General features: G+C 30.4%; 25 protein-coding genes. 16 read left to right on the forward strand and 9 right to left on the reverse strand.

The features are described 5' to 3' along the window. Positions 1–58: 58 nt before the first annotated feature. The 6 genes from MOV42_RS08575 to MOV42_RS08600 all read right to left on the reverse strand — a co-directional run bounded on the left by MOV42_RS08575 (position 59) and on the right by MOV42_RS08600 (position 6,552). Complete coding sequence (locus MOV42_RS08575; protein ID WP_324170781.1) at positions 59–1,087, reverse strand: tRNA pseudouridine(13) synthase TruD; 1,029 nt, start codon at positions 1,085–1,087, stop codon at positions 59–61. Next, complete coding sequence (locus MOV42_RS08580; protein WP_324173015.1) at positions 1,084–1,905, reverse strand: bifunctional riboflavin kinase/FAD synthetase; 822 nt, start codon at positions 1,903–1,905, stop codon at positions 1,084–1,086. The genes MOV42_RS08575 and MOV42_RS08580 overlap by 4 nt, the downstream gene beginning before the upstream one ends. Next, on the reverse strand, positions 1,895–2,602 hold the full coding sequence (locus MOV42_RS08585; RefSeq protein WP_324173016.1) for a TlyA family RNA methyltransferase: 708 nt from the start codon (positions 2,600–2,602) through the stop codon (positions 1,895–1,897). Before MOV42_RS08585 ends, MOV42_RS08580 begins: the two co-directional genes overlap by 11 nt. After that, complete coding sequence (locus MOV42_RS08590) at positions 2,602–3,144, reverse strand: outer membrane beta-barrel protein (protein WP_324170782.1); 543 nt, start codon at positions 3,142–3,144, stop codon at positions 2,602–2,604. The genes MOV42_RS08585 and MOV42_RS08590 overlap by 1 nt, the downstream gene beginning before the upstream one ends. 10 nt (positions 3,145–3,154) lie before the next feature. Continuing rightward, on the reverse strand, positions 3,155–5,107 hold the full coding sequence (ligA, locus tag MOV42_RS08595; protein ID WP_324170783.1) for an NAD-dependent DNA ligase LigA: 1,953 nt from the start codon (positions 5,105–5,107) through the stop codon (positions 3,155–3,157). A gap of 92 nt (positions 5,108–5,199) precedes the next feature. Next, a complete protein-coding gene (locus MOV42_RS08600; RefSeq protein WP_416385453.1) occupies positions 5,200–6,552 on the reverse strand; it encodes an MATE family efflux transporter in 1,353 nt (450 codons plus the stop codon). A gap of 76 nt (positions 6,553–6,628) precedes the next feature. Between MOV42_RS08600 and MOV42_RS08605 the strand changes: the two genes are divergently transcribed. Continuing rightward, entirely contained in the window at positions 6,629–8,044 is a 1,416-nt protein-coding gene (locus tag MOV42_RS08605) for a hypothetical protein (RefSeq protein WP_324170784.1), read from the forward strand. Positions 8,045–8,058: 14 nt separating this feature from the next. Here MOV42_RS08605 and MOV42_RS08610 read toward each other — a convergent pair whose 3' ends face one another. From MOV42_RS08610 to MOV42_RS08620, 3 genes are read right to left on the reverse strand one after another with little or no spacing between them, the layout of a single operon-like run. Beyond that, complete coding sequence (locus tag MOV42_RS08610; protein WP_324170785.1) at positions 8,059–8,331, reverse strand: hypothetical protein; 273 nt, start codon at positions 8,329–8,331, stop codon at positions 8,059–8,061. After that, positions 8,318–8,569 (reverse strand): hypothetical protein, encoded by a 252-nt coding sequence (locus MOV42_RS08615; RefSeq protein ID WP_324170786.1) that lies wholly within the window; start codon positions 8,567–8,569, stop codon positions 8,318–8,320. The genes MOV42_RS08610 and MOV42_RS08615 overlap by 14 nt, the downstream gene beginning before the upstream one ends. Further along, the gene (locus tag MOV42_RS08620) at positions 8,569–9,774 is read right to left on the reverse strand and encodes an MFS transporter (protein ID WP_324170787.1); all 1,206 of its coding nucleotides are present in this window, start codon (positions 9,772–9,774) and stop codon (positions 8,569–8,571) included. The genes MOV42_RS08615 and MOV42_RS08620 overlap by 1 nt, the downstream gene beginning before the upstream one ends. A gap of 98 nt (positions 9,775–9,872) precedes the next feature. On the opposite strand from MOV42_RS08620, the gene MOV42_RS08625 reads away from it, so the two are divergent. The 15 genes from MOV42_RS08625 to MOV42_RS08695 all read left to right on the forward strand — a co-directional run bounded on the left by MOV42_RS08625 (position 9,873) and on the right by MOV42_RS08695 (position 23,519). After that, positions 9,873–10,247, forward strand: a complete 375-nt coding sequence (locus MOV42_RS08625) for a flagellar protein FlaG (protein WP_324170788.1) — start codon at positions 9,873–9,875, stop codon at positions 10,245–10,247. Positions 10,248–10,352: 105 nt separating this feature from the next. After that, a complete protein-coding gene (locus MOV42_RS08630) occupies positions 10,353–11,570 on the forward strand; it encodes an argininosuccinate synthase (protein ID WP_324170789.1) in 1,218 nt (405 codons plus the stop codon). Continuing rightward, complete coding sequence (locus tag MOV42_RS08635) at positions 11,570–12,307, forward strand: ferredoxin-thioredoxin reductase catalytic domain-containing protein (RefSeq protein ID WP_324170790.1); 738 nt, start codon at positions 11,570–11,572, stop codon at positions 12,305–12,307. Before MOV42_RS08630 ends, MOV42_RS08635 begins: the two co-directional genes overlap by 1 nt. Before the next feature lie 19 nt (positions 12,308–12,326). Then, a complete protein-coding gene (gene rplI, locus MOV42_RS08640) occupies positions 12,327–12,773 on the forward strand; it encodes a 50S ribosomal protein L9 (protein WP_324170791.1) in 447 nt (148 codons plus the stop codon). A gap of 6 nt (positions 12,774–12,779) precedes the next feature. Then, positions 12,780–13,322: an ATP-dependent protease subunit HslV gene (gene hslV, locus MOV42_RS08645; RefSeq protein ID WP_324170792.1), complete on the forward strand. Its 543-nt coding sequence runs from the start codon at positions 12,780–12,782 to the stop codon at positions 13,320–13,322. Then, positions 13,322–14,650 (forward strand): HslU--HslV peptidase ATPase subunit, encoded by a 1,329-nt coding sequence (hslU, locus tag MOV42_RS08650; RefSeq protein ID WP_324170793.1) that lies wholly within the window; start codon positions 13,322–13,324, stop codon positions 14,648–14,650. Before hslV ends, hslU begins: the two co-directional genes overlap by 1 nt. A 161-nt stretch (positions 14,651–14,811) precedes the next feature. Continuing rightward, positions 14,812–15,690 (forward strand): GTPase Era, encoded by an 879-nt coding sequence (era, locus tag MOV42_RS08655; RefSeq protein WP_324170794.1) that lies wholly within the window; start codon positions 14,812–14,814, stop codon positions 15,688–15,690. Next, positions 15,687–16,655, forward strand: coding sequence for a L,D-transpeptidase family protein (locus MOV42_RS08660; protein WP_324170795.1), 969 nt, complete (start codon positions 15,687–15,689; stop codon positions 16,653–16,655). The genes era and MOV42_RS08660 overlap by 4 nt, the downstream gene beginning before the upstream one ends. A 520-nt stretch (positions 16,656–17,175) precedes the next feature. Then, a complete protein-coding gene (locus tag MOV42_RS08665) occupies positions 17,176–18,711 on the forward strand; it encodes a hypothetical protein (protein WP_324170796.1) in 1,536 nt (511 codons plus the stop codon). Beyond that, a complete protein-coding gene (gene pilO, locus MOV42_RS08670; RefSeq protein ID WP_324170797.1) occupies positions 18,708–19,340 on the forward strand; it encodes a type 4a pilus biogenesis protein PilO in 633 nt (210 codons plus the stop codon). Before MOV42_RS08665 ends, pilO begins: the two co-directional genes overlap by 4 nt. Continuing rightward, positions 19,340–19,792, forward strand: a complete 453-nt coding sequence (locus MOV42_RS08675) for a hypothetical protein (protein ID WP_324170798.1) — start codon at positions 19,340–19,342, stop codon at positions 19,790–19,792. Before pilO ends, MOV42_RS08675 begins: the two co-directional genes overlap by 1 nt. A 15-nt stretch (positions 19,793–19,807) precedes the next feature. Beyond that, positions 19,808–21,424, forward strand: coding sequence for a pilus (MSHA type) biogenesis protein MshL (mshL, locus tag MOV42_RS08680; protein WP_324170799.1), 1,617 nt, complete (start codon positions 19,808–19,810; stop codon positions 21,422–21,424). Continuing rightward, on the forward strand, positions 21,414–22,229 hold the full coding sequence (locus MOV42_RS08685) for an ATP-binding protein (protein WP_324170800.1): 816 nt from the start codon (positions 21,414–21,416) through the stop codon (positions 22,227–22,229). Before mshL ends, MOV42_RS08685 begins: the two co-directional genes overlap by 11 nt. After that, positions 22,222–22,980: a hypothetical protein gene (locus MOV42_RS08690; RefSeq protein ID WP_324170801.1), complete on the forward strand. Its 759-nt coding sequence runs from the start codon at positions 22,222–22,224 to the stop codon at positions 22,978–22,980. Before MOV42_RS08685 ends, MOV42_RS08690 begins: the two co-directional genes overlap by 8 nt. Next, complete coding sequence (locus tag MOV42_RS08695; protein ID WP_324170802.1) at positions 22,977–23,519, forward strand: hypothetical protein; 543 nt, start codon at positions 22,977–22,979, stop codon at positions 23,517–23,519. Before MOV42_RS08690 ends, MOV42_RS08695 begins: the two co-directional genes overlap by 4 nt. Positions 23,520–23,530 lie beyond the last annotated feature (11 nt).

The raw sequence follows: 23,530 nt of genomic DNA on the forward strand, positions 1-23,530 counted from the left end.
TATTCTTAAATTAATTACGGGATTATAGTCTAAGTTGCATTAAACTTTCATAAATTAATTATTTTTTTGCCTTAAGTTTTACATCTTTTGCACTAAAATTCTTTCCAGCGATTGATTCTAAAAAGACCGTTGCATAAGAACCTTTGGGTAAAGAAAATGAAATGTTTAATAATGTTTGTTTTTTCACATAACTACAAACTATATCTTTTGGATAAATAAGAGCTTCTCTTCTGTAACCTTTATCTTGTAAATATTCGTCATCATACTTTAACTCTATTTTCCCTGCTTCATCCCTTGCACGAAACACATCCCTTCCACAAAGCAAACCTGTTGGAACAAGCTTTTTACTTTCATACTCTTTAGTTGGCATGATTTTAGGAGTAGATAGTTTAGCATCTAGAGATTTATAAACATCTCCATCTAAAAGTTTAAATACTGTTTCATCATTATCTAAGGTAATATTCACTCTTTCTCGTAACCAATCGTTAAAATATGTGCTTTGATAAATGGAAACCAAAAATTTCTTTATTTTTGCATCTTCAATAAATAAATCACCTTGTATCATCTCTTTTGCTTGATTTATACTATCTGCATCTCTACCAAATCTTTGATAACCAAAATAATTAGGTAAACCATCTCTAGCTATCTTTCTTGCCACTTTTTCAATTTTTCCAGCATCTATATTATCTACAAAATGAAGATTTATACTAAATCTATTCCCAGCTAAGTCACCCATGCGAATAGAATGAGAATGTCTAGTTGCACTCAAAATCTTTATTTGCTTATTATAAAATTTCTTTAACATCTTTTCATAAGTTGCATCTACTGAAATGTACTGAGTAGTTGTTGCGTGTTTATCTTTTAAACCTGCATAACCTATCTTTTGGGCAGGAACACTCATATACTCTGCAAAGATTGCTACCATATCCCAAGTTGTTAATTCATACTTTTGAATATGCAGTATTAAATAATTTCCTTTACCTTTATACTCAGTAGAACTAATCTCATCAACTATAAAATCTTTAGTTGTTTGATAAAACTTAAAATCAATACCTTCAACGCTTTGTAAATATTCTCTTTTTCTCATAATGCTAAAATCTTTAATTTTTCTAAAGCGATATTTATATCTTTGTTTATCGCTTGTTTCAACTCTTCAATTGAGTCAAATTTTTTATTATCCCTTATAAAAGAGATAAAACTAATACTTGCTTTTTTATCACAAATCACTTCGCCATCTAAAATATGTGATTCTATTGCAAAAGAGCCATCTGTTGTAACTCTATGCCCAATAAAAGAGACAGAAGGATGATAATGTTCTTCTTCATCAATGCGTGTTAAACTAACATACACCCCCTCTTTAGGAACTAAGAAGCCTTCTGTTTCTATATTTATGGTTGCTACTAACTCTTTTTTACCGATGCCTTGACCTGTGATACGATGACCTCTGATTGTGTAATTATGCCCCAAAAAGTTATTTGCACCTTTTATGTCACCTATTTGTATTTTGGCTCTAATCTTATGAGAATGAACAGAATCACCCTTTAAGGCAACCTCATCGACAACTTTAACTTCTCCACTAAAAAGAGTCTTTAAATCATTAAAAGAGTATTTTCTATGTTTACCAAAATGAAAATCATAACCAACAACTATTTTTTGTAGTTTTGGAAATTTACTTTGAAGCAGTGCAACAAAGCCTTCTCCATCTAAATGACGAATATCTTCTAAATCTAAATAAAGAATAGGATAATGAGAAAAATTCTCACGCTCTTTTTTTGGTGTAAGGTTTGCATAACCTGTTTCAATAACTACAATCGTACCATTCTTACCCATCTCATTAAAAAGCTGTTGATGTCCTATATGCATACCATCAAAACCACCGATAGCAATTGCTGTGCTATTTTTCATAGTAGTAACAATACTCAAGATTGCCTTCCTTCCCAGTTAATTTTGATTCTGATTTTAAAACCAAATTCCATCCTTTTAATCTACACGCATCCTCAAATTTTATCATCGCATTCAAAATAGCTTTTTTATCAAGAACAACTCCGTGGTTATCTCGTTTAGCTTCTCGTCCTACTTCAAACTGAGGTTTAAACAGGAGTATAATTTTCTTAGATGCTAGTCTATCAATATCATCTAAAATATTAAGTAGAGATATAAAAGCCACATCACTAACTACTATATCAAAAATTTTATCGCTTTTAAACTCTCTTATATCACAACTCTCATAAGAAAGAACTCTTTCATCATTTAGTAAGCTTAGATGCAACTGCTCACGACCTACATCAACTGCACTTACTTCTTTTACTCCTCGTTCTAGTAAAACTTGAGTAAAACCACCCGTAGAAGCTCCTATATCTAAAGCAACCATAGCATCTATACTTAAGTTTAATTCATCTAAAAAAGCTTCAAGCTTAAAAGCAGAACGAGATACATACTTTTTGTGTTGTTTCATCTTTACCTTATCACCCTCTTGCACTTGATAAGAACTCTTTAGTATTACTTTAGCTTCTATACTTACAAAACCTTTTTTTATTAAAGCTTGTGCTTTTGTTCTACTGTCAATAGATAATTTTTTAACAAGATAGTTATCTAATCTAATCAAAATTGAAGCTCTATAGCACTATATAAAACACCGATATCAATCGCTTTATCAACAGTTCCTTTTTTATAATCAGCGTTATATTTGTCATAAGCTATTTTCATACTCCACATCTTTGAAAACCTATATCCAACACCAGCACCATAGACAACACTAAAACCACTTGAACCTTCACTCGCACTCATACTGCCAACACCTACTTTTGCATAAAAATCTAAAGTATCATCAAAAAAAGCATAGTGAGCTAAGGTACTAACATGCATAGCACTAAAAGAGATAGTTTCTTTTAAATCGCTATCATTTACAACTTTATAATCTCCACCTTGGTTAAAATTAACATAACCCAATTCAACACTTAAATGTTTATTTACATATGCACCAGCATAAACCAGCAGAGCAGTAGAATCTGCATCTGTAATCTCTTTATATATCCCATCATCACTATAAGAAGACAAGCCATAACCTACCCCAACATATGGACCACCATCTCTGTCTGCTAGCAAAGCAGTACAAAATATTAATATTATTAAAATTATTTTCATATTTTTACTCTCACTTTATTTTATTTTTCATATCTATCTCTGTTAAACACTCAACACCAAGATTAATTGCTTTGTCATACTTACTTCCTGCATCTTCACCATAAATCAAATAATCTGTTTTTTTAGAAACTGAACCTGACACTTTAGCACCAAATGATTCAAGTAACTCTTTAATAACACCTCTTGACTCACTCATAGTTCCAGTCAAAACTACAACCCTTCCTTTAAAAGGGTTATCTTGTGCTTCCACTCTTTTTAGAGGTTTCATAGGTTTTAAAACAGCTTCCAAGTTAAGTATTATTTCTCTATTTACTCTTACAAACTCTAAGATAGATTCTGCCATCTCTTCTCCGATGCCATCCACCAACACAATTTCCTCTTTAGAAGCATCTATAAACGATGAACCAAATACCTCGCTTAAACTCTTAGATGCCACCTCTCCAACATGCTCTATGCCTAAAGAATTTACAAATCTCCAATACTCTGAGCCTTTTGCATTTTCTAAAGAGTTTAGAATATTTTGAGATTTTTTCTCTTTAAAGCCCTCCAGAGATAAAAGTTGTTCAAGTGTCAAGCCAAACAAATCAATAACACTTTTAACAAGCCCAGATGCAAAAAGAGTTTCTACTATTTTATTACCTAGTCCATCTATATTTAGACATGCTTTTGATGCAAAATAGATAATAGAGTTAACTACCCTAGCCTCACACTCTAAATTTTGACATTTCAGTAAAACACCTTCATCTAACAATTCACTTTGACATACAGGACATAATGATGGTCGTTCATATTTTACTTGCGATTCATCTCTCTCATGTGTTAAAACTTTTATAATTTTAGGAATCACATCTCCACTTCTAAGTATGATTACTTTATCATTAAGACGAATATCTTTTCTGTCTATTTCATCAAAATTATGAAGAGTTGCTCTCTCAACAACAACACCATCTATATCTGTTGGCTCGACTATGGCAACAGGAGTAACTGCACCACTTCTTCCTACTTGAAGCACTATCTCTTTAACTCTTGTAATCTTCTCAACTGCCGGAAATTTATATGCAACTGAAAAACGAGGATTTTTAACTGTATATCCCATATCTATTTGAGAAGCTATTTCGTTCACCTTTATAACCATGCCATCTAACATCATAGAATAACTATCTCGGTCGTTTTTCATTATTTCATATATCTTCTCTATGTCATCGAAATTTTTACAAATATCACTTTGCGGAGGCTTTCTAAAACCAAGCTCATAGATATACTCCATTTTTTCACTTAACAATTTTTGCTCAAGTCTATTCTCACCAACACCATAAGGCAAAAAGACTAGATTTCTCTTAGCAGTTATAGATGAGTCTAACTGTCTAAGGCTACCTGCTGCTGCATTTCTAGGATTTGCAAAAACTGCTTGTTCTTCTTTTAAACGAATCTCATTGATTTTTTCAAACTCATCTTTAAATATAACTACTTCACCACGAATTTCTATACGCTCTGCATAGTTTATACTTAAAGGAATTGAGCGAATTGTTTTTACATTTTGAGTTATCAATTCCCCTACACTACCATCTCCACGAGTAATACCTTGAACTAACTTTCCATTTTCATAGATTAAGTTTAAACTAGCACCATCAAACTTTGGTTCACAATAAAAAGAAATTTTTTCATCAAGTTTATATGTTTTTATGAGCCATTTTTCTAAGCCTTGTGAATCAAAGATATCTTCTAAACTCCACATACGAGATAGATGCTTTGCTTTTGTAAAACCATCTGCAACAGCATCTCCAACTCTTTGTGTAGGTGAATTACTTAGTATATTATGCTTATTTTGTTCTTCATATTTTTCTAATTCTCTATATAAATTATCATATACCTCATCAGTTGTTAAAGGGTCATCTAACACATAATAATGCTTCGAGAAAAGATTTAACTTCTCTACTAATTTTTTATATTTATTTAAATCCATTCTATACTCTTTTTACTTAAAATCAAAACATATTTTTTATATTGAAAAAGTTTATTATTCAAAGCTAGTTTTCTTATTATAACATTGTAAAATTAAACTTTTGTATTCAACCATTCTTTTTTATGATAGATATACCAATAGACCATACCTTTAATCAATGTTTCAATATTCATAATCATAAATATAACAACAACCCCGTATCCCATTTTATACGCTATAAACGAAGGAATAACCCGAAGAAACCACAAAGATAATACATTTACTTTCAATGTAGTTTTTGTAGCACCTGCTCCTCTTAATGCTCCCGAGTAAACAAACATTATTGCTAAGGGAATTTGAGCAAGTCCCACAAGAATAAGATACTTAGATGCTATTTCTATTGTTGCTAAATCTTTTGTAAAAAAATTCACTAGAACTTCAGGAAAAAGTATTAAAAAAACACCTACACTCCCCATAAATATATAAGCAATTCTTCCACTAATTATTCCCATTTTATAAGCTAGATCTTTATTGTTAGCTCCAAGGTTCTGTCCTACTAAAGCCATAGCGGCTATCGAAAACCCAAAACCGGGCATAAAAGCTATACCCTCTATACGAAGCCCTACTTGATAACCAGCAAGTCCTGCTGTTCCATAAGCTGTAATAATTGAAATGAAAACTAAAAAAGACATACTAGAAATTCCACGATCAAGTGCTGCACTCCAACCAACATTCCAAACTCGTTTCATATCTTTTATACGAATAATTGGGATTAAGTTTAACTTTGCTTTTGGTTTTTTTAACAAGATTAGATAAGCAATCACATTAAAACAATAAGCAATGACAGTAGCATAGGCAGCCCCCTCTATGCCATAAGCCTCAAAACCAAAATGACCAAAAATCAAAACATAGTTTAAAAAGGCATTTATAGATGCTGAAATAAGTTTTATATAGAGGGAACTCTTTGTATCACCAGCTGCAGAAAGCGCATTATAGAGAAGATTATCTATAAATATAAATACAATACCAAGGGAGAGTATTTTAAAATACATTGAACCTTGAATGACAACCTCTGCTTCCGCCCCCATCAAAACATATATATGTTCACTCGCAAAGTATCCACCAATAGTTACAAAGATAGAAAGAAATATAGCAAAGATTCCAAGTGAATATAAAAGAGCAGATGCTCGTCTTTTTCTACCCTGTCCTATAAACCTAGAGATAAGAGCATTTCCGCCTATAACATAAAGAGTCATTAAAACATTTATAACCATCATAAACTGCATACTCATGCCAACAGCCGCCAAAGCTGAGATACTAATCATACCAACCATCAACATATCTATAATGATTTGAAGTATATCTACGAGGTGTTTTAGTGCAGCAGGAAGAGCAATCGAAAAAACTCTTTTTGTATCATTTGAAATAAGTCTAGTAAAAATTGTGACACCTTTGAAATTTATTATTTCGTATAGTATCTAAAGGATATTTAATAAGCTTAGTTTTGATACAATTGCACAGTAATATATACCAAGGATTATAGTGAAAAAATTATCAATAAAATTTAAAAACATTGCTTTAGTAAAAGAAATTGAATCTCCTGAAAACCCAGCTGGCTTAGAAAAAAGAGTTGCTTTAACACCTAAAGATGTCAGAGAACTAACAGCTATCGGTATTAAAGTTTTTGTAGAGTATGGTGCTGGTTTAGGCGTTGGTTTTGAAGATGCTGAGTATTTAGATAATGGTGCTTTAATGCAAAATGCGAATGAAATATATGTAAATAAAGATATGATTATTAAGTTTAAAGGTCCCTCTTTGGACTCTATCTCACAGATGAGAAAGGGTTGTACTCTCTTTTGTATGGCACATTTTCACTCCTTTCCTGATCGTGCAAAAATGCTTGAAGATTCAAATATAAATGTTATAGCTATGGAAGAAATTGTAGAATCTCCAAAAGTTCAAACAGATGAACAAATACTTGCAAGAGCAGCAATGGCTGAGGCACTTAAAAATTTCATTGAAGATAAAAGCATTAGTGATTTAAAAATATTTGTAATTGGTCGCAACGAAAGGTTAGCAGGTGCGGTTAGACGCGCAGGAAACCGTAACCCATCTTCACTAAATATGCTTCATACTGATGTAAAATTTGAAGAATTAAAAGATAAAGGAAATAATACTCTTTACTTTTATGACAGTGAAAGTTTTGATGATAAACATAATATTATTGAAAAATTAAATAATGCAGGCTCTCATATTTTTGACCTTCATAAGTTTGAGATGTCAAATGGTAAAGCAGCAATTGCAAATTATAGAAATACCCATAAACCTTTTGAATTTGGACTAAGAAGAATCCAATGTCTTCATGAAACAGGACAAGCTGGTGCAAGGTATGGAATCAAACTACTTAAAGCAAACAAGCCTGATTTAGATATTCGAGAAGCAAAAGTTGTAGTTCTTGGTTATGGGAATGTAGCACGAGGTGCTATGCATGAAATCTACAACCAAGGCTTTAAAGACATCAATGTATTAGGTCGAACACAAACAACTAAAGAAAAAATAGATTTCTTTCTAAGAGGTGTTGATTTAGTTGTAAACGGCGCAGAACTACCACGAGAAATGAGAGGTATGACTTATCTTGTAAGTAATGACCATCTAAAACGAATTATTCCTAAAGGTTCAGTTGTGATTGACCTTGTTGGAGGAAGTGAAACAAACAGAAGTGCTGTGGAGTCCGTTCTCTCGTGTACATTTTTAACTGAGCCACATTTCGTTCAAGATGAAGTTACAGTTTCAGCATTATGGGGCTGGCCAATGCTTGGAATGATGAGAGAGAGTGCCATAAAATATTCTTCTCAAATTGTAGATGTTTTAATTAGAAGAGAAAAAGTAATAGAAGGCTTAGATAACTTAACGCCTGGAGTTAAGAGAGCCTTAGTCTGTGGACCTTTTACTCACTAATATCTCACACTATATTAAGCAAAGAGTTTAGCAACTTCTTGCATCTCTTGTATTAGCTCTTCTTTTGTCTCAAAATATAGAACTTTTTTATCTTTTACTTCTTCTTTTGGAGGAGTAAAATCGAAAACTAAAATATACTTATGTAAATGTACTTTTCCTTCGTTCATCTCCATCCACTCTAAACTCATTTCAGCCATTTCGCCATCGAGTTCTATAAGTGCAGCAGGATATAGCATTTTTACTCTGTTTAAATCTATCTCTTCATTCTCAAATTTATAAATCATCATCTGTCTTATTTAAAGTTTTACTCATCTTACCACTTCTCATTTTTAAGTATGCTAAAAAACCCAAAGTTGTTCCAACAACTATAAAAGCACTGCCAAGATAATCATCTTTCTCATAAGCCATTATTATCCAACATATATCAGCAAATAAATAAACTATAACTGCTTGATAAATTTTACCCTTGTATGTTAAATATGCACCAATATTTAAAAGTAATCCACCAATAACTGCAAAACTCATTATCTAATATCCTTAATTTTTTGACTCTTTAATATCCATGAAAAGTATAAGCCACCCAGCATGAAACCTACCCCTATAAATATCGTAATCAACTCCAAAGAAAAATCATTTGTAGCTAAAAAGCCTATCATAAAGGAAGTAAAAGCAGCAGCACTTAAAAAGAGCATATCATTATATGCCACAATTCGCCCATAATATTTTTCTTCTATATTTTGTTGAAGTAAGGTGTAAGTATATGACCAAAGTGTAGTTGTAAAAAAACCTACACACAAACTAGCTATTAAGGAAAGATAAAAATCATGCATCATGTAAGCCCAAAACCAAACAGCGATGCCTTGCATTATAAAGATATATACTACTCTTTTATTATTTACCCAATTACTTATAAGTATAGGTCCTATAACTAATCCAATAGCACGAGAAGTATGCATAAGTCCAAGAGCTAAAGAGGTTGCTATTGCAGATGCATAGTACTTATCTACCATCAGTGCTACTAAAGCGTCAAAAGCAGTTAAACCTACAAATGCATGAATTATCATTAGATGCAAAGCTTGAGGAGTTCGTTTTAAATAACTAAAAGTTCCCTTCATCATTTGAAGTAAATTTTCACCACTTTTTATAATTTCCACTTTAATTTCTAAATTGTAAAGAAGAATAAAGCCAAGAACAAACATACTAGCATCTAGTATAAATGCAACCTTTACACCAAAAAGATAAACAACAAATCCACTTAATGCCATTCCTAAAGTATAAGAAAATGACCAAATAATAGAGTGGAGTTCATTTGCCTTTTGTAATTTATCTCCTTTTAAAATTTTAGGAAGCAATGACATCTCTGTTGTAAAGTAAAAAGAAGCTGCTGCCATTTTTATAAAAATGAGAGTATATAAAAGCCATAAATCTTGCAAAGAGTTTACTAAAATTAAAAATAATGTAGCAAATATTTCTATACCAATCAAAAAAAGCATTAATTTTTTTGGTTTAACACTATCAATAATTACGCCAGAGAAAGGTGCTTGAATAACTCCTGCTAAAAAATGAAGCATTGCAGTAAAAGCAATAACTCTAGCATCTACACCCATTTCTAATAATAATGTATAAATTGCTACATTACTAAACCACGCACCAAAATATGCAATTAGCTGTATAATTGAGAGTCTTCTAAGTATGGAATGTGATTGTAATAACTTTATATATTCGTTCATAAATGAAAGATTATCATAAAATTAAATAATTTAATTAAAGTTATTCTTTTATATGTCGATATGTTATATAATAATATTCTTTAAACAAGGAGTAGGTCATGGATGGCATAGAAAATGTTGCTTTGCAACAGCAATCAAAAGTGAATACAAAAGCTCAAGGAAGAGCAACTCATCAAGTTAAACAACCTAAGCAAGAAAGTATAGTAAAAGAGTTACAAAAAGAAGTTTCATCTACAAAAACTGAAATTAATTCAAAAGAACAAGTGCAAGATTTAGTAAATCAACTAAATAATGCGATGGCTCCAATGAACACAAATTTAAAATTTGGTGTTGATTCACAAGATATATTCTTTGTATCTGTCATTGAAGAGGAAACAAGTAGAATTATTAGAAGATTCCCAGCAGAACAAGCTCAAGACTTTCTTCCAAAAATGAAAGAAGTAATTGGAATTTTATTTGATTTAAAAGGGTAATAGAAAAAACCCTTTTGGATTTCTTTTCTATACTCCTCCAAGCAAAAACTCACAAATATTTAGATATAATCGCGACTATTATTTTACTCTTAAAGGGTTTTTCATATGAAAAAAGAAGTTAAAAAAGTAGTCCTTGCCTATTCTGGTGGATTAGACACAAGTGTTATTTTAAAATGGTTACAAGATGAATACCAATGTGAAGTTGTTACTTTTACCGCAGACTTAGGTCAAGGCGAAGAACTTGAACCAGCAAGAATCAAAGCTCTTGAGTTTGGTATAAAACCAGAAAATATTTTTATAGATGACCTTAGAGAAGAGTTTGTAAAAGATTTTGTTTACCCAATGTTTAGAGCAAATGCTATCTATGAAGGAGAATATCTTTTAGGTACTTCTATCGCTCGTCCACTAATTGCTAAAAGACAATGTGAAATCGCGAAACTCACGGGTGCAGATGGAGTAAGTCACGGTGCAACTGGAAAAGGTAATGATCAAGTTCGTTTTGAGATGGGTTATCTGGCACAAGACTCAACTTTAACTATTATCGCTCCATGGAGAGAGTGGGATTTAAACTCTCGTGAAAAACTTCTCTCTTATGCTGAAGAACATAGCATCTCTATTGAGAAAAAAGGTAAAAAATCACCTTATTCTATGGATGCGAACCTACTTCACATCTCTTATGAAGGTGGTATATTAGAAGACCCATCGGCAGAGCCTGAAGAATCTATGTGGCTATGGTCAACTTCACCAGAGAATGCTCCTAATAAAGCTGAGTACATCACACTCAATTATAAAAATGGAGATCCTGTTGCACTCAATGGTAAAGAGTTAAGCCCAGCAACAATGCTTAAAACTTTAAACGAGATTGGCGGAAAGCATGGAATCGGTCGTGTTGATATAGTTGAAAATCGTTTTGTAGGTATGAAAGCTCGTGGATGTTATGAAACTCCAGGGGGAACTATTATGCTAAAAGCTCATCGTGCTATAGAGTCCATAACTCTTGACCGTGAAGCAGCACATCTAAAAGATGAAATGATGCCTCGTTATGCAAAACTTATCTACAATGGTTTTTGGTTTGCACCAGAACGAGAGATGCTTCAAGCAGCAATTGACAATACTCAAAAGTATGTTCAAGGGGAAGTTCGTCTTAAACTTTACAAAGGTAGTATAATGGTTGTTGGAAGAACTTCTAATGTATCACTTTTTAATGAAGAATATTCAACTTTTGAAGAAGATGAAGTATATAACCAAAAAGATGCTGAAGGTTTTATCAAACTAAATGCTCTTCGATTTATTATCGAAGGTAAAGTCAGAAAAGGCAAATAATGGCTATCAAAAAAATAGATATGAATTCAACAGAATTTATAACTGAAATGGAAAAGACAGTTGTATTTACTGATGATGTAATTAAAAGCTTAGGCTTAGAATATAACCCAGAACTCACGGTAAATGAGGGTGTACAAATGGGTCTTGCAAGAAACCAAATGATGTACAACGAAAGATTTTGTCCTTGTTTTATGGTTGAGGAAGTTGATGGGAAGCATAAAAGTGTAGATGCTAGAACATGTCCTTGTGAACCAGCTAAAACAAAAGAAATACCTGAAACTGGCTCATGTCACTGTGGAATATTTTGTACTCCTGAGTTTGTAATAAAAAAGCGTTTAGAGATGCAAGCAGAAGAAGTTGTACACACTCACTCCCGCGGTTTAAGTAAAGAAGAATGTGAACTTTTAGTAAACCAAGATGAACTTGATAGTGATGAACTTTTAGCTCTTTTAGAAGCTAGAGAACTTGATATGGTAGATTTTAAACTTGTAGATGTTCGTGAACATATGGAATGGCAAATGGGTCATATAAAAGGTGCTGATAAGTTAGTTCCAACAAGCAGCTTTTATCAAGCGATAGAAGAAGCAAATCTTAATAAAAATGAAAATATCATACTTTACTGTCATATTGGAAGTCGTTCTGCACATGTTGCAAGAATTTTACCAGATATGGGCTATGCAAAGATAGGAAATTTGACTCATGGGATCGTATCTTTTAGTGGCGAAATAAATAGATAAAAATAAGAAGGATTATATAGTGAAAGTATTATTAATTAAAGATGTTAAAAGTTTAGGTAAAAAAGGCGAAGTTAAAGAAGTTAAAGATGGATATGGGAAAAATTTTTTAATTGGAAAAGGTTTTGCAAGACATGCAACTGCTGAGATACTTGCTCTGCATGCACAAGATGAGATAATAGTAGCCCAAAATCTTGAAAAAGAAGTAAATATTCTTAAAGAAATTGCAAAAGATTTAGATAAAGCAGAAATCATCATAACTAAAAAACTAGGTCAAAATGGTCACCTTTTTGGTTCTGTAACAAAAGATGAAATAGCTCATGCCCTTAAAGAACAACACGGCATTGAGATAGATAAAAAACATATAAATGAAAAACATGCTATCAAAACTATCGGTGAACATGATTTAGATTTTAAACTAGGTCACGGTCTTCACGCGGTACTTCATGTGGATGTTCAAGGAGAATAATAAACTATGTTTGATGCTACTACAATACTTGCTTACAAAGGTAAAAATAAAGCTGTTATAGGCGGAGATGGACAAGTTACTTTTGGAGATTCTGTTTTAAAAGGTAACGCAACCAAAATTCGTAAACTGGGTTCAGGTAAAATTCTTGCAGGTTTTGCAGGTAGTACCGCAGATGCTTTTAATCTTTTTGATATGTTTGAAGAATTTTTAGAAGATAAAAAAGGTGATTTATTAAAATCGGTCATAGAATTTTCAAAGGCTTGGCGAAAAGATAAAGTTCTTCGTAGACTTGAAGCAATGATGATTGTTTTAAACAATAAACACATTTTTATTCTTACTGGGAATGGTGATGTTGTTGAACCTGAAGATGGAGAAATAGCATCTATTGGAAGTGGTGGAAACTATGCTATTTCAGCTGCCAGAGCATTAAAGAAACATGCAAAACTTGATGAAGAAGAACTTGTAAAGGAAAGCCTAGGTGTAGCAGCAGACCTATGCATCTATACTAATCATAATATTAAAACACTGATATTAGAAAAAGGTAAATAATGAATCTGACCCCAAAAGAGATTGTTAAATATTTAGATAAATATGTAATTTCTCAAAAAGAGGCTAAAAAAACGATTGCTCTTGCTTTAAGAACCAGATATAGACGCATGCAACTAAGTCCTGAGCTACAAGATGAAATAATGCCTAAAAATATTTTGATGATTGGCTCAACAGGTGTTGGGAAAACTGAAATATCTAGAAGACTTGCTAAAATGATGAAAGTTCCGTTCATCAAAGTAGAAGCTTCAAAATATACGGAAGTTGGTTTCGTAGGTCGTGATGTTGAGTCTATGATAAGGGATTTAGTTATTAATTCTATCTCAATTGTTAAAGCTGAAAAAGAAGAAGAAAACAAAGAGAAAATGGAAAACTACATTATTAATAAAATAGTTGAAAAACTTCTTCCACCTCTTCCTGATAGTGCAAGTGAGAGTAAAAAAGATGATTATCAAAGACTTTTAATTGTAATGGAAAAAAGAGTGATTAACGGAGAGATGGACGATAAAATTATTGAACTTGAATTTGATAAGATACAGGTAGAATTCAACGACACAAATCTTCCACCAGAGATGGCAAAAGTTCAAGAAAGTTTTTCAAAAATTTTTGAAACTATGAATAAAGAAGATAATAAAAAAGAAGTTACAGTTAAAGATGCAAAATCTATACTAAAACTAGAAGCAAGCAATAAACTTCTTGATATGACAAATATAAATACCCAAGCATTAATTCGTGCCCAAAATGGTGGAATTATATTTTTAGATGAAATTGATAAAATTGCAATTAGTGCAAAATCTCAAGGTAGAAATGATCCTAGTAAAGAAGGTGTTCAAAGAGATTTATTACCAATAGTTGAAGGTAGCAGTGTCACTACTAAATATGGAGTTATAAATACTGATCATATTCTTTTTATAGCCGCAGGAGCTTTTCATTTAACCAAACCAAGTGACCTCATTCCAGAACTTCAAGGGAGATTTCCACTAAGAGTTGAGCTTGAATCATTAACAGAAGAAACTTTATATAAAATTCTTACACAAACTGAGAACTCTTTGTTAAAACAATATGAAGCTCTTTTAAGTGTTGAAGGTTTAAAACTAGTATTTGAAGATGAAGCAATTAGAGCAATAGCTAATTTAGCTTTTAAAGCAAATGAAATCACAGAAGATATTGGAGCAAGAAGATTGCATACTGTCTTAGAGAAGATTTTAGAAGATATAAGTTTTAATGCAGATGAACATAGCGGTGAAGAGTTTATTATAGACGCTAAATTAGTACATGATAAGCTAGATATGGTTGTTGATGATGATGACCTCTCTCGCTACATTTTATAAACGTATATAATCGTACAAGTGCGATGGGCTTCCTGCCGAAGGTTTCTATGCCCTTTGGGTAAAACCTAGTGTTAACGCAGGTAACGGAATTATTTCCGTTACCTTAATAATAAAGTGAAGGGTTTCCTTTCATTTTATGAAATAAAATTAAAGGCAATAATATGACAAAAGCTGGTTTCGTATCTCTTATTGGTCGTCCTAATGCTGGAAAAAGCACTCTAATGAACTCACTTTTAGGTGAAAATATAGCAATGGTAAGTCAAAAAGCTAATGCTACGAGAAAACGCTCAAATGCTATTGTTATGCATAAAGATACTCAAATAATTTTTGTTGACACTCCTGGTCTTCACGAAAGAGAAAAAGTTTTAAATCAATATATGTTAGATGAGGCATTAAAAGCTATGGGTGATTGTGACATGATTGTTTATCTAGCCCCAGTGACAGACTCAGTTGAGCATTATGAAAAATTTTTAAAACTAAATAATAATAGAGTAAAACATATAATTGTAATCAGTAAAATCGATCAGGTATCCCAAGAAAAATTATTTAAAAGAATCGCTTCTTATAATCAGTTTGCCAGTCATTTTGAAGCTCTAATACCAGTAGCTATACCAAAAAAAGTAGGTCATGAAGACCTATTAAAAGTAATATCAAAGAATCTTCCAGAGTCACCTTTTCTTTACGACCCTGAGGATTTAACAAGTGAACTTGTTCGTGATATTTATGCTGGTTTTATTAGAGAAGGAATTTTTGAAAATGTTAGTGATGAAATCCCTTATGAATCTGATGTGCTAATTGACTCTATCGAAGAAGAAAAAGGCTTAGATAAAATATATGCAACAATTATCATAGAAAAAGAGTCCCAAAAAGGAATCATTATTGGTAAAGGTGGAGAATCAATTAAAAGAATTGGTAAATCTGCAAGAGAAAAGATAGAAAGATTAAGTGGGAAAAAAGCCTACCTAAACTTACAAGTTAGTGTTAAAAAAGGATGGACTAAAGATAAAGCATTCTTAGAAGAGATAGGCTATAAAGCATGAGAATAGTTTTTTTAATATTAATAAGTTTAACTTTATATGCGAATAATATTTTAACAAACTATAGAATTAATGGTATTACAAATGTTCAAAAACAAATGGATTTCGAGTTAACAAAAGATAAATATTGGAGTGAATATATTAAAAATATTGATACAAGATTTGGTTACTTAGAATCAAATCTAAAAATTCTAACATGCAATAAAAATAAGTCAACATTAAACCTATATGTAAAAGACTCTACTAATAGTTATATCCTCCAAAAAGAATATAGTGCTTTCACCGGCGAGATTAAAGGGGATAAAACTGAGGAAGGTGACCTCATAACTCCAATTGGCATCTATAAAATACTAAAAACATTAACAAAAGAGAATAAACTAGACTCATTTTATGGACCATTAGCATTTGTTACTTCATACCCAAATACATATGATATATATAGAGGTAAAAATGGTCATGGCATCTGGATCCACGGACTTCCTAGCAAAGAAAAAAGAGATTCTTTTACAAAAGGTTGTATTGCTATTGACAATCAAAATATTAAAGCTTTACACAATAATATTGATATACAAAATACTATACTAATTATTGACTCTAATGAAGTGAAAAAAAATATTTCAAAAAATATTTTAAGCTCTATACTTTCAGAACTTTTCATTTGGAGATATGCATGGCTATACGATGATATAGATGGCTATTTAAACTTTTATTCAAATGAATTTGTTAGACATGATGGAATGACACTAGAAAGATTTAAAAAATACAAAAGCAGAATTTTCAGAAAACAAGAGGAAAAAACAATTATATTTAATAACATAAATGTAATTCCTTATCCAAATTCTAAAAATATATACCAAATCACTTTTAAAGAATCTTATAAATCTGATACATTTAAATTTTTAGGAGACAAAGTTTTAATAGTAAAGATAGATAAAAACAATAAAATAAAAATAATTACTGAAAAATAAGAAATCGTTGCAAGACTCCTAGAATATTGTAGTTTACGAATAAATAACAACATATCATTAGATTTAAGTGATATATAAAAATCTTTAAGCTATATTCCGCTAAAATAAAAGGGTAATATATTAGAAAAATCATCAATTGGGAAGCATAAAATGATAGGTAACGATTTTATTGTTTATATCAGTCATGATAATACAACAAGATTAAAGCTTCAGTATTTTAAACTGTCTTAAAATTGTATGAAAAATTTAATATTAAAATAGATAAAATATCTTAATTTTAGTTCATCTTTTGAAGTAAATGTCGATTTTATTATTATACAAGATAGTGATTTTCGTGTGAATGTAATTGGTTGTAGTTCAATCAAACATTTGTTAGAGAGTGGTATTAACATAAACCAAGAATCATTAAACAAAAAATACTCTGTTGATATAAAGTAATAAGGTTTGTAGAATAGAATTCTATAAAGGGAATAACTTTTGCTTTACATCGAACAGTTCATTTTAAATAGGGTTAAAACAAATGAGTAAAAAGACTGAAGATTCATTTTCAAGTGTCATCTCTGTAAATCCATACAAAGATACATATCTTAGCGGTGTCTCTAGTTTTCTCTCAAGCACTGAAACCGCACAATTTTCTAAAGAACAATATGCGATATCTTACTTAAATACTAAAGATTTTATAAATTCTCAAATCTCAATATCAAAAAATATACCAGATGAAGATTTACATGATGCAATAAGCAATAAAATTTATGATGAACTTGCTTTAGATCAAGCTGTAACATACCAAATACAGTTTATAGAAACTTTTAATTCACTTGATGAAGACAATAGAAATTTTCATGTTTTTGTAATAGATCCGCTAACAATAGCAGAAACTTTTGAAACCACAGTTGAAAAAATAAAATACCTAGATGTTATTGTACCTTCACCATTACTTCTTAAATCTTTATATGCAAAAGAAATAGTTGAAACAAGTGGCGTACACTGTTATATTTATTTTCAAGAAAATGATGCATTTATAACTGTTTATAATGAAAAAGAGTTTCTTTATACAAAATCAATAAACTATTCTTTTTTACAAATGCATGAAAGGTTTTGTGAACTATATGGAGAAAGAGTAGAGTTTGGAGATTTTATTGACTTTTTAAGCAATCAAAATTTAAGAGAAACAGATAGTGCCTATAAAGAATACTTTATAAAATTATATAAAGAAATATTTGCAAATATAAACGATATTTTGACTTATGTAAGAAGAGCTTACGAACTAGAAAAAATAGAGCATGTATTTATTGGTTCACAAATTCAAACACTCACTAAACTAGATGAGATGAGTGAAGTTGAACTTGGAATAAAATCTAGCAACTTTGAATTTGACTATGGCTTTAAAAGTGATGGTGCTTATGTAGACCAACTCCACGCTTTAATGCATGTTTATACAACTCTACCTGTTGAAGAAAAATATAATTGTAACTTTACAACATATTATCGACCTCCAAAATTTGTTCATCGAGAAAGTGGTAAAATACTAATACTAATTGCTGCGTCACTCACGCTTGCACTCATATATCCTGTCACATATTGGATCCTAACATATGCACAAACACTTCAGTATGATCTTTTAAAAGTTGAATACGCAGAGCTTCATACAGAAAGAACAACGAGACAAGCGACAATTAGGAATAAAGAGGCTGTAAAGACAAAAGTCACAACACTTCTAAACCATGAAAAGAAAGATTATGCAGAAAAAAAATCTACTCTTATAAAAATTCATGATGTTAAGGTAAATTATCCAATGAAAGCTAAACTGTTAGCCAACCTAACAAAAGATTTAAACAAATTTAATATTGGGCTTGATTCTCTTTCTTATACAGAAGATGAACAGTTGAAAACATTTACTCTAAATCTAATATCTACAAAAGATAAATCAATAACAAAAATGCTTGAATATTTGACTAAAACATATGACGGTAAATTTGATTTTTCACTAAGACACATAGAGTTAAAAAGTAAATCTAAAAAATACTTTAGTGAATTAAAGGTGAATATATTATGAAAATAAATATTGAAGATTATCTACAGAGCATAGATGCTACTTTTAATAATAAAAGTCAAAAAGATATATATATGACTTATGTAATGATTTTTGCTATGATTTTTGCTTTTTCGTATCTGCTATTTTGGGAAGGTTCGCAAAGTGGTTTTGAAAAGAAAAATTCACAAATCAGCTCAATAAGTTCAAAAATAAATGTTGACAGAATATATCTTCAACAAAACCCACCAGCTAAAATAGTTCTACTTGACAGAGGCATTAAAAATTTAAATGCCAAACTTCTTGTTAATCAAGCTAACAATGCCTACATAAAGAGTAAAATCGAAACTATTTCTTCGCTTATCTACGATGAAAGAGCTTGGGGAGAATACTTACATTCTATTTCAACTAATGCAAAAAAATATAATATAAAGATTATAGATTTTACTAATGAATATGCCAAGAATAACACTTCTTTTGGTCATATTTTAGATATATCACTAAGCACTACAGGTAATTATAAAAATACTCTTAGATTTATTAATTCACTTGAACAAAGCGATTTGGTAGTTGATATTCATGCTTTAGATATAAAAGCTAAGAAAAATCTTAGTACAGAGTTACTTATCTCAGTTTGGGGGATTACATACTAATGAAAAATATTATTTTGATATTAATTACTCTATCTATTTACTCTACTTTGAGTTCAAATGAACTTTCGTGGGTGGATAAACAAGTTGAAGCAATAAAACCTCCAAGAAAAGGCATGAAGAATAAAGCTTTAACAAAAATACACAGTCCTTTTATATACTTAAATGCTAAAAAGTATACAAGAAAAAGAACTTCAACATATAATAAATCAGCTAAAGTTTATACAACATCAACAAAATCTCTTCACTCTAGAAAAAAATTACCAAAAAAATTAGTTCTAAGTGCTGTGATAAATAAATCAGCTCTCATTAATGGAGAATGGTATAATTTAAATGATGTATTATATGGATATAAGCTATCAAGTATAAAAAGAACAGTAATCATATTAAGTAGAGGTGAGAGAAAAATTACTCTCTCAACACGCGATACAAAACAAAATTTAAAATTTAAGTAAAGTAGGATAATAGAAATGAGATATTTAAAAAAAATAGTTTACGGGTCACTAATAACGCTTCTTTTATCAAGCAGTAGTTATGCAGATTGTTCATATGAACTATTTACTATAAGTTCTACGAAACATACAAAAATTATAGATTTTGTAGAACAGCTAAGTGATGAATGTGAATTTAGTGTTATTGTAACTGATCCACATGCTGAAAAATTTTTAGAAACTAGACTAAATAAAACTCATTTAAAAAATCTTACAATAGATGAAGTTTTAAATATAATACTAAAAGAAAATAATCTTTACTACACTTTAGAAAATAATCTTTTAAAGATATCTTACTTAAAAACTAAAATATTTGGTATAGACTATATTTTATCTCAAAGAAAAGGCTCAGGTAGTACAAATGTTACCCTAACATCTTCTGGTATTGGTTCTGCTACTGGTGGAACAACAACTGGGGGAACAACAGCAGGAGGAGCAGGTTCTTCGAGTGCTAAGTCTGGTATTAAAATCGAATCTACTGATGAAGTAAAATTTTGGGAAGATTTAGACAAGGAACTTCAATCCGTCATCAATAGACCTCATGATGTATATAAGGCAGACGCTCCTATTATAAATAAAAATGCTGGTCTAATAACAATTACAGCTACTATAAGACAAATGAATAGACTGGAAAAATATCTAAGAAAACTTCAAGAAAAAGTGCAACTTCAAGTATTAATAGATGTGCAACTTCTTTCCGTTACAATGGAAGAAGGAAAGACTACTGGTATAGACTGGAAACAGCTTTATGCACTTCAAAATATTCAAATAAAAGCCGATTATATAGCCAAGCATAATGTACCCACATGGTCTGATGACAAAATCACAACAGCAGGTTCACAGGCTGTGAATGGCGCAAGTTTAGTAACAGTTAAAGCTGGTGGAACATTAAACGAAGTAATAAAATTTTTACAAACTCAAGGTGATGTTGTATCTATATCAAATCCAAAAGTTTTAACACTAAATAATCAACCAGCACTAATAACCGCAGGGACAGAATATTTTTATAAAATTAAGTCAGAAACAAATCAACAAGGAACAAGTGGTGGTGTGGCTGCGACTACACAAAATGATACTATTCAGTCAGTATTTGCTGGTGTGTTATTAGATATAACTCCAGAAATATCAGATGACAAAACAATAACTTTAAAAATAAATCCTTCTTTATCTGAAACAAGAACAGATATATCACTTGAAAATTCAGCTGAAAGAAAAATGCCACCAGACCTTAATCGTCGTCAACTCTCATCAGTTGTAACAGTAAAAGATGGCAATAGAATAATTTTAGGTGGTTTAATAAACACAAAACATGTGAAAAAATCCAGTAAAGTTCCCCTACTTGGAGATATACCAGGGTTGAGTTATTTTTTCAAATATGAAGAAATGACGAAGCAAATCCAAGAGTTAGTTATCATAATAGAACCACATATTATAGATAAGGATAATAATGACTTATCTTTGAAAGATTTAGGTTATGAGGGAATAACTGACCAAACAGTTATTTTAAATAAAAGTTCAATTTCTAAGCAATCAAACAATCTTGGAGAAATAGCAGACACTGAAGTTACTGAAAAGAAAGAGGAAAATGAAAGATAGTATCTTTAATAACTCTAAGGATGTTTTTCTTGATAGTGTAAATGTTCAAGATTATGTCCAACTAGATAGAGTCTCAACTCTGTACCAATCGCTAAAGGACTCTGTTAAAAAACCATTGAAAATGATACTGCTTTACGGAAAACCAGGAACTGGTAAAAGTATGTTTTTAACAAAACTTTGTCATGACTTATCATCTTCACAAAAAATTTTCTTATATGATACTCCAATACTAGATGACGGTGAATTTTTCAAATCACTTGCACATGATTTATTTGATGTAAAATACAATGGAGAACTGAATTTCACTCAATTTATGCTTATCATAAAAAAAAATACCCTAGAAAATGGTGAAGTACCATTAATTCTTCTAGATGAAGCTCAACTTTATTCTATTACTCAAATGGAAAAAATAAGACTACTCTCGGATACAAGATGTGTTAAGTTTGTTATAACTCTACATAAAACTGAAAAAGAAGACTTAATAGCAAAAGAGCATTTTCAAACAAGAATTTGGGAAAGTATAGAACTTGAAAATGCATCAAATAATGAACTGAAAATTTATATACAAAAAAAACTAATGAAAGCAAATTGTTTCGATAGTGCAAATATGTTTTCTCAAAAACCTGTAAATCTTATACACAAGCTAACAAAAGGAAACTACAGGGATACCAATAAACTTTTATATACTTTTTTTGATATATATTCATGGTACTTCAATAATAATCCTTCTGCTATAAATACGAATATTGCTTCCTTGAAAATAATTGAAATGTCAGCAATACATACAGGTCTCATAGATGCTTAATATTAATGAATTAGAAAACAGATGGCGTAAATACAAAATTAAATCATATTTACCATATGGAATAATTACTCTAAGTATTGTTATTATTTTTACTATAATTTTTATTTTTTTACCTTATAACAAAGTAGCAAGTCAAGCAACTTTAATAAAAAAAACTAAGAATATACATAAAAAAATTGAAGCAGAAGTAAAGAAAGAAAGAAATGTGGAAACTATTAAGACTATAAAAAAAGGGAAAATAGATATAAATAACCATAATAAGACAACTCTTTCTCCCTCATTAAACTTTATGTCTAAGATTAAACATGATACTTTTTCAAATTATGAAAATAATAAATTAACGCAATTAAACAAAGAAAAAAAAGTACAAAAAAAGAAAGTAACCAAAGTAAAAGCACCTAAAGAATATATTGAAAAATTAAGTACTGTTTTAATAGATCGTAAAAATGCACAGGAAGGTATTGAGCATGTAATAAAAAGATTTAAGAAAAGCAACAACCCTGCTCTTAGTTTATTTATAGCAAAAAAATACTATGAACTTGGTGTATACAGCAAATCATACAACTATGCTTTACTGACAAATCAGATAAATGACAATATAGATGCTAGTTGGATTATTTTTTCAAAATCTCTTGTTAAATTAAATGAAAAAGAAGAAGCTATTCAGATATTAAAAAAATATATTCAGCATTCACATTCATTACAAGCAAAAATTCTTCTAGAAGAGATAAAATCAGGAAAGTTCAGATGAAAACATTATTAATACTAGTACTTAGCATAAATTTATACGCAACTATAAAAGAAAATATGTTTACACTTTATCAAAATAAAAAATACGAAAAAGTTTGTGATATTGGGTTTTACAATTTTAAAAATAATAAAATAGATGAAGAGTTTGTATCACTATACGCTTTTTCTTGTCTTAATTCAGACTATTTAGATAGATTGGCAACACCAATTGCATTATTGAAATTTTCCAAAGAGTCAAGAGCAAACTCAGCTTATTTTTCTGTAATACTAATGCAAAAAAAACTTTTATATCATGCTCTTATTGATAATTACGACATATCTTCATTAAATTTGCCTACTACTGACTATGTTTTATCAAAAGTTTTTGATTTTTATGCAAAACTTGGAAAACATGAAGCAAGAGCTTTTTATCTATTTGAAGATGAAAATGATAAGAAGTTAACGTATAAGTTGTATTTAGAAAAAGATAATAGAGTCAAAAAAATAGTTATTGAAGAGTTTTATGATAAGATAACTATAAAACGACATATTTACTGGTAAAACTAGGAAAA

Source organism: Sulfurimonas sp. (assembly GCF_029027405.1).
In the GTDB taxonomy this organism is placed as follows: Bacteria; Campylobacterota; Campylobacteria; order Campylobacterales; family Sulfurimonadaceae; genus Sulfurimonas.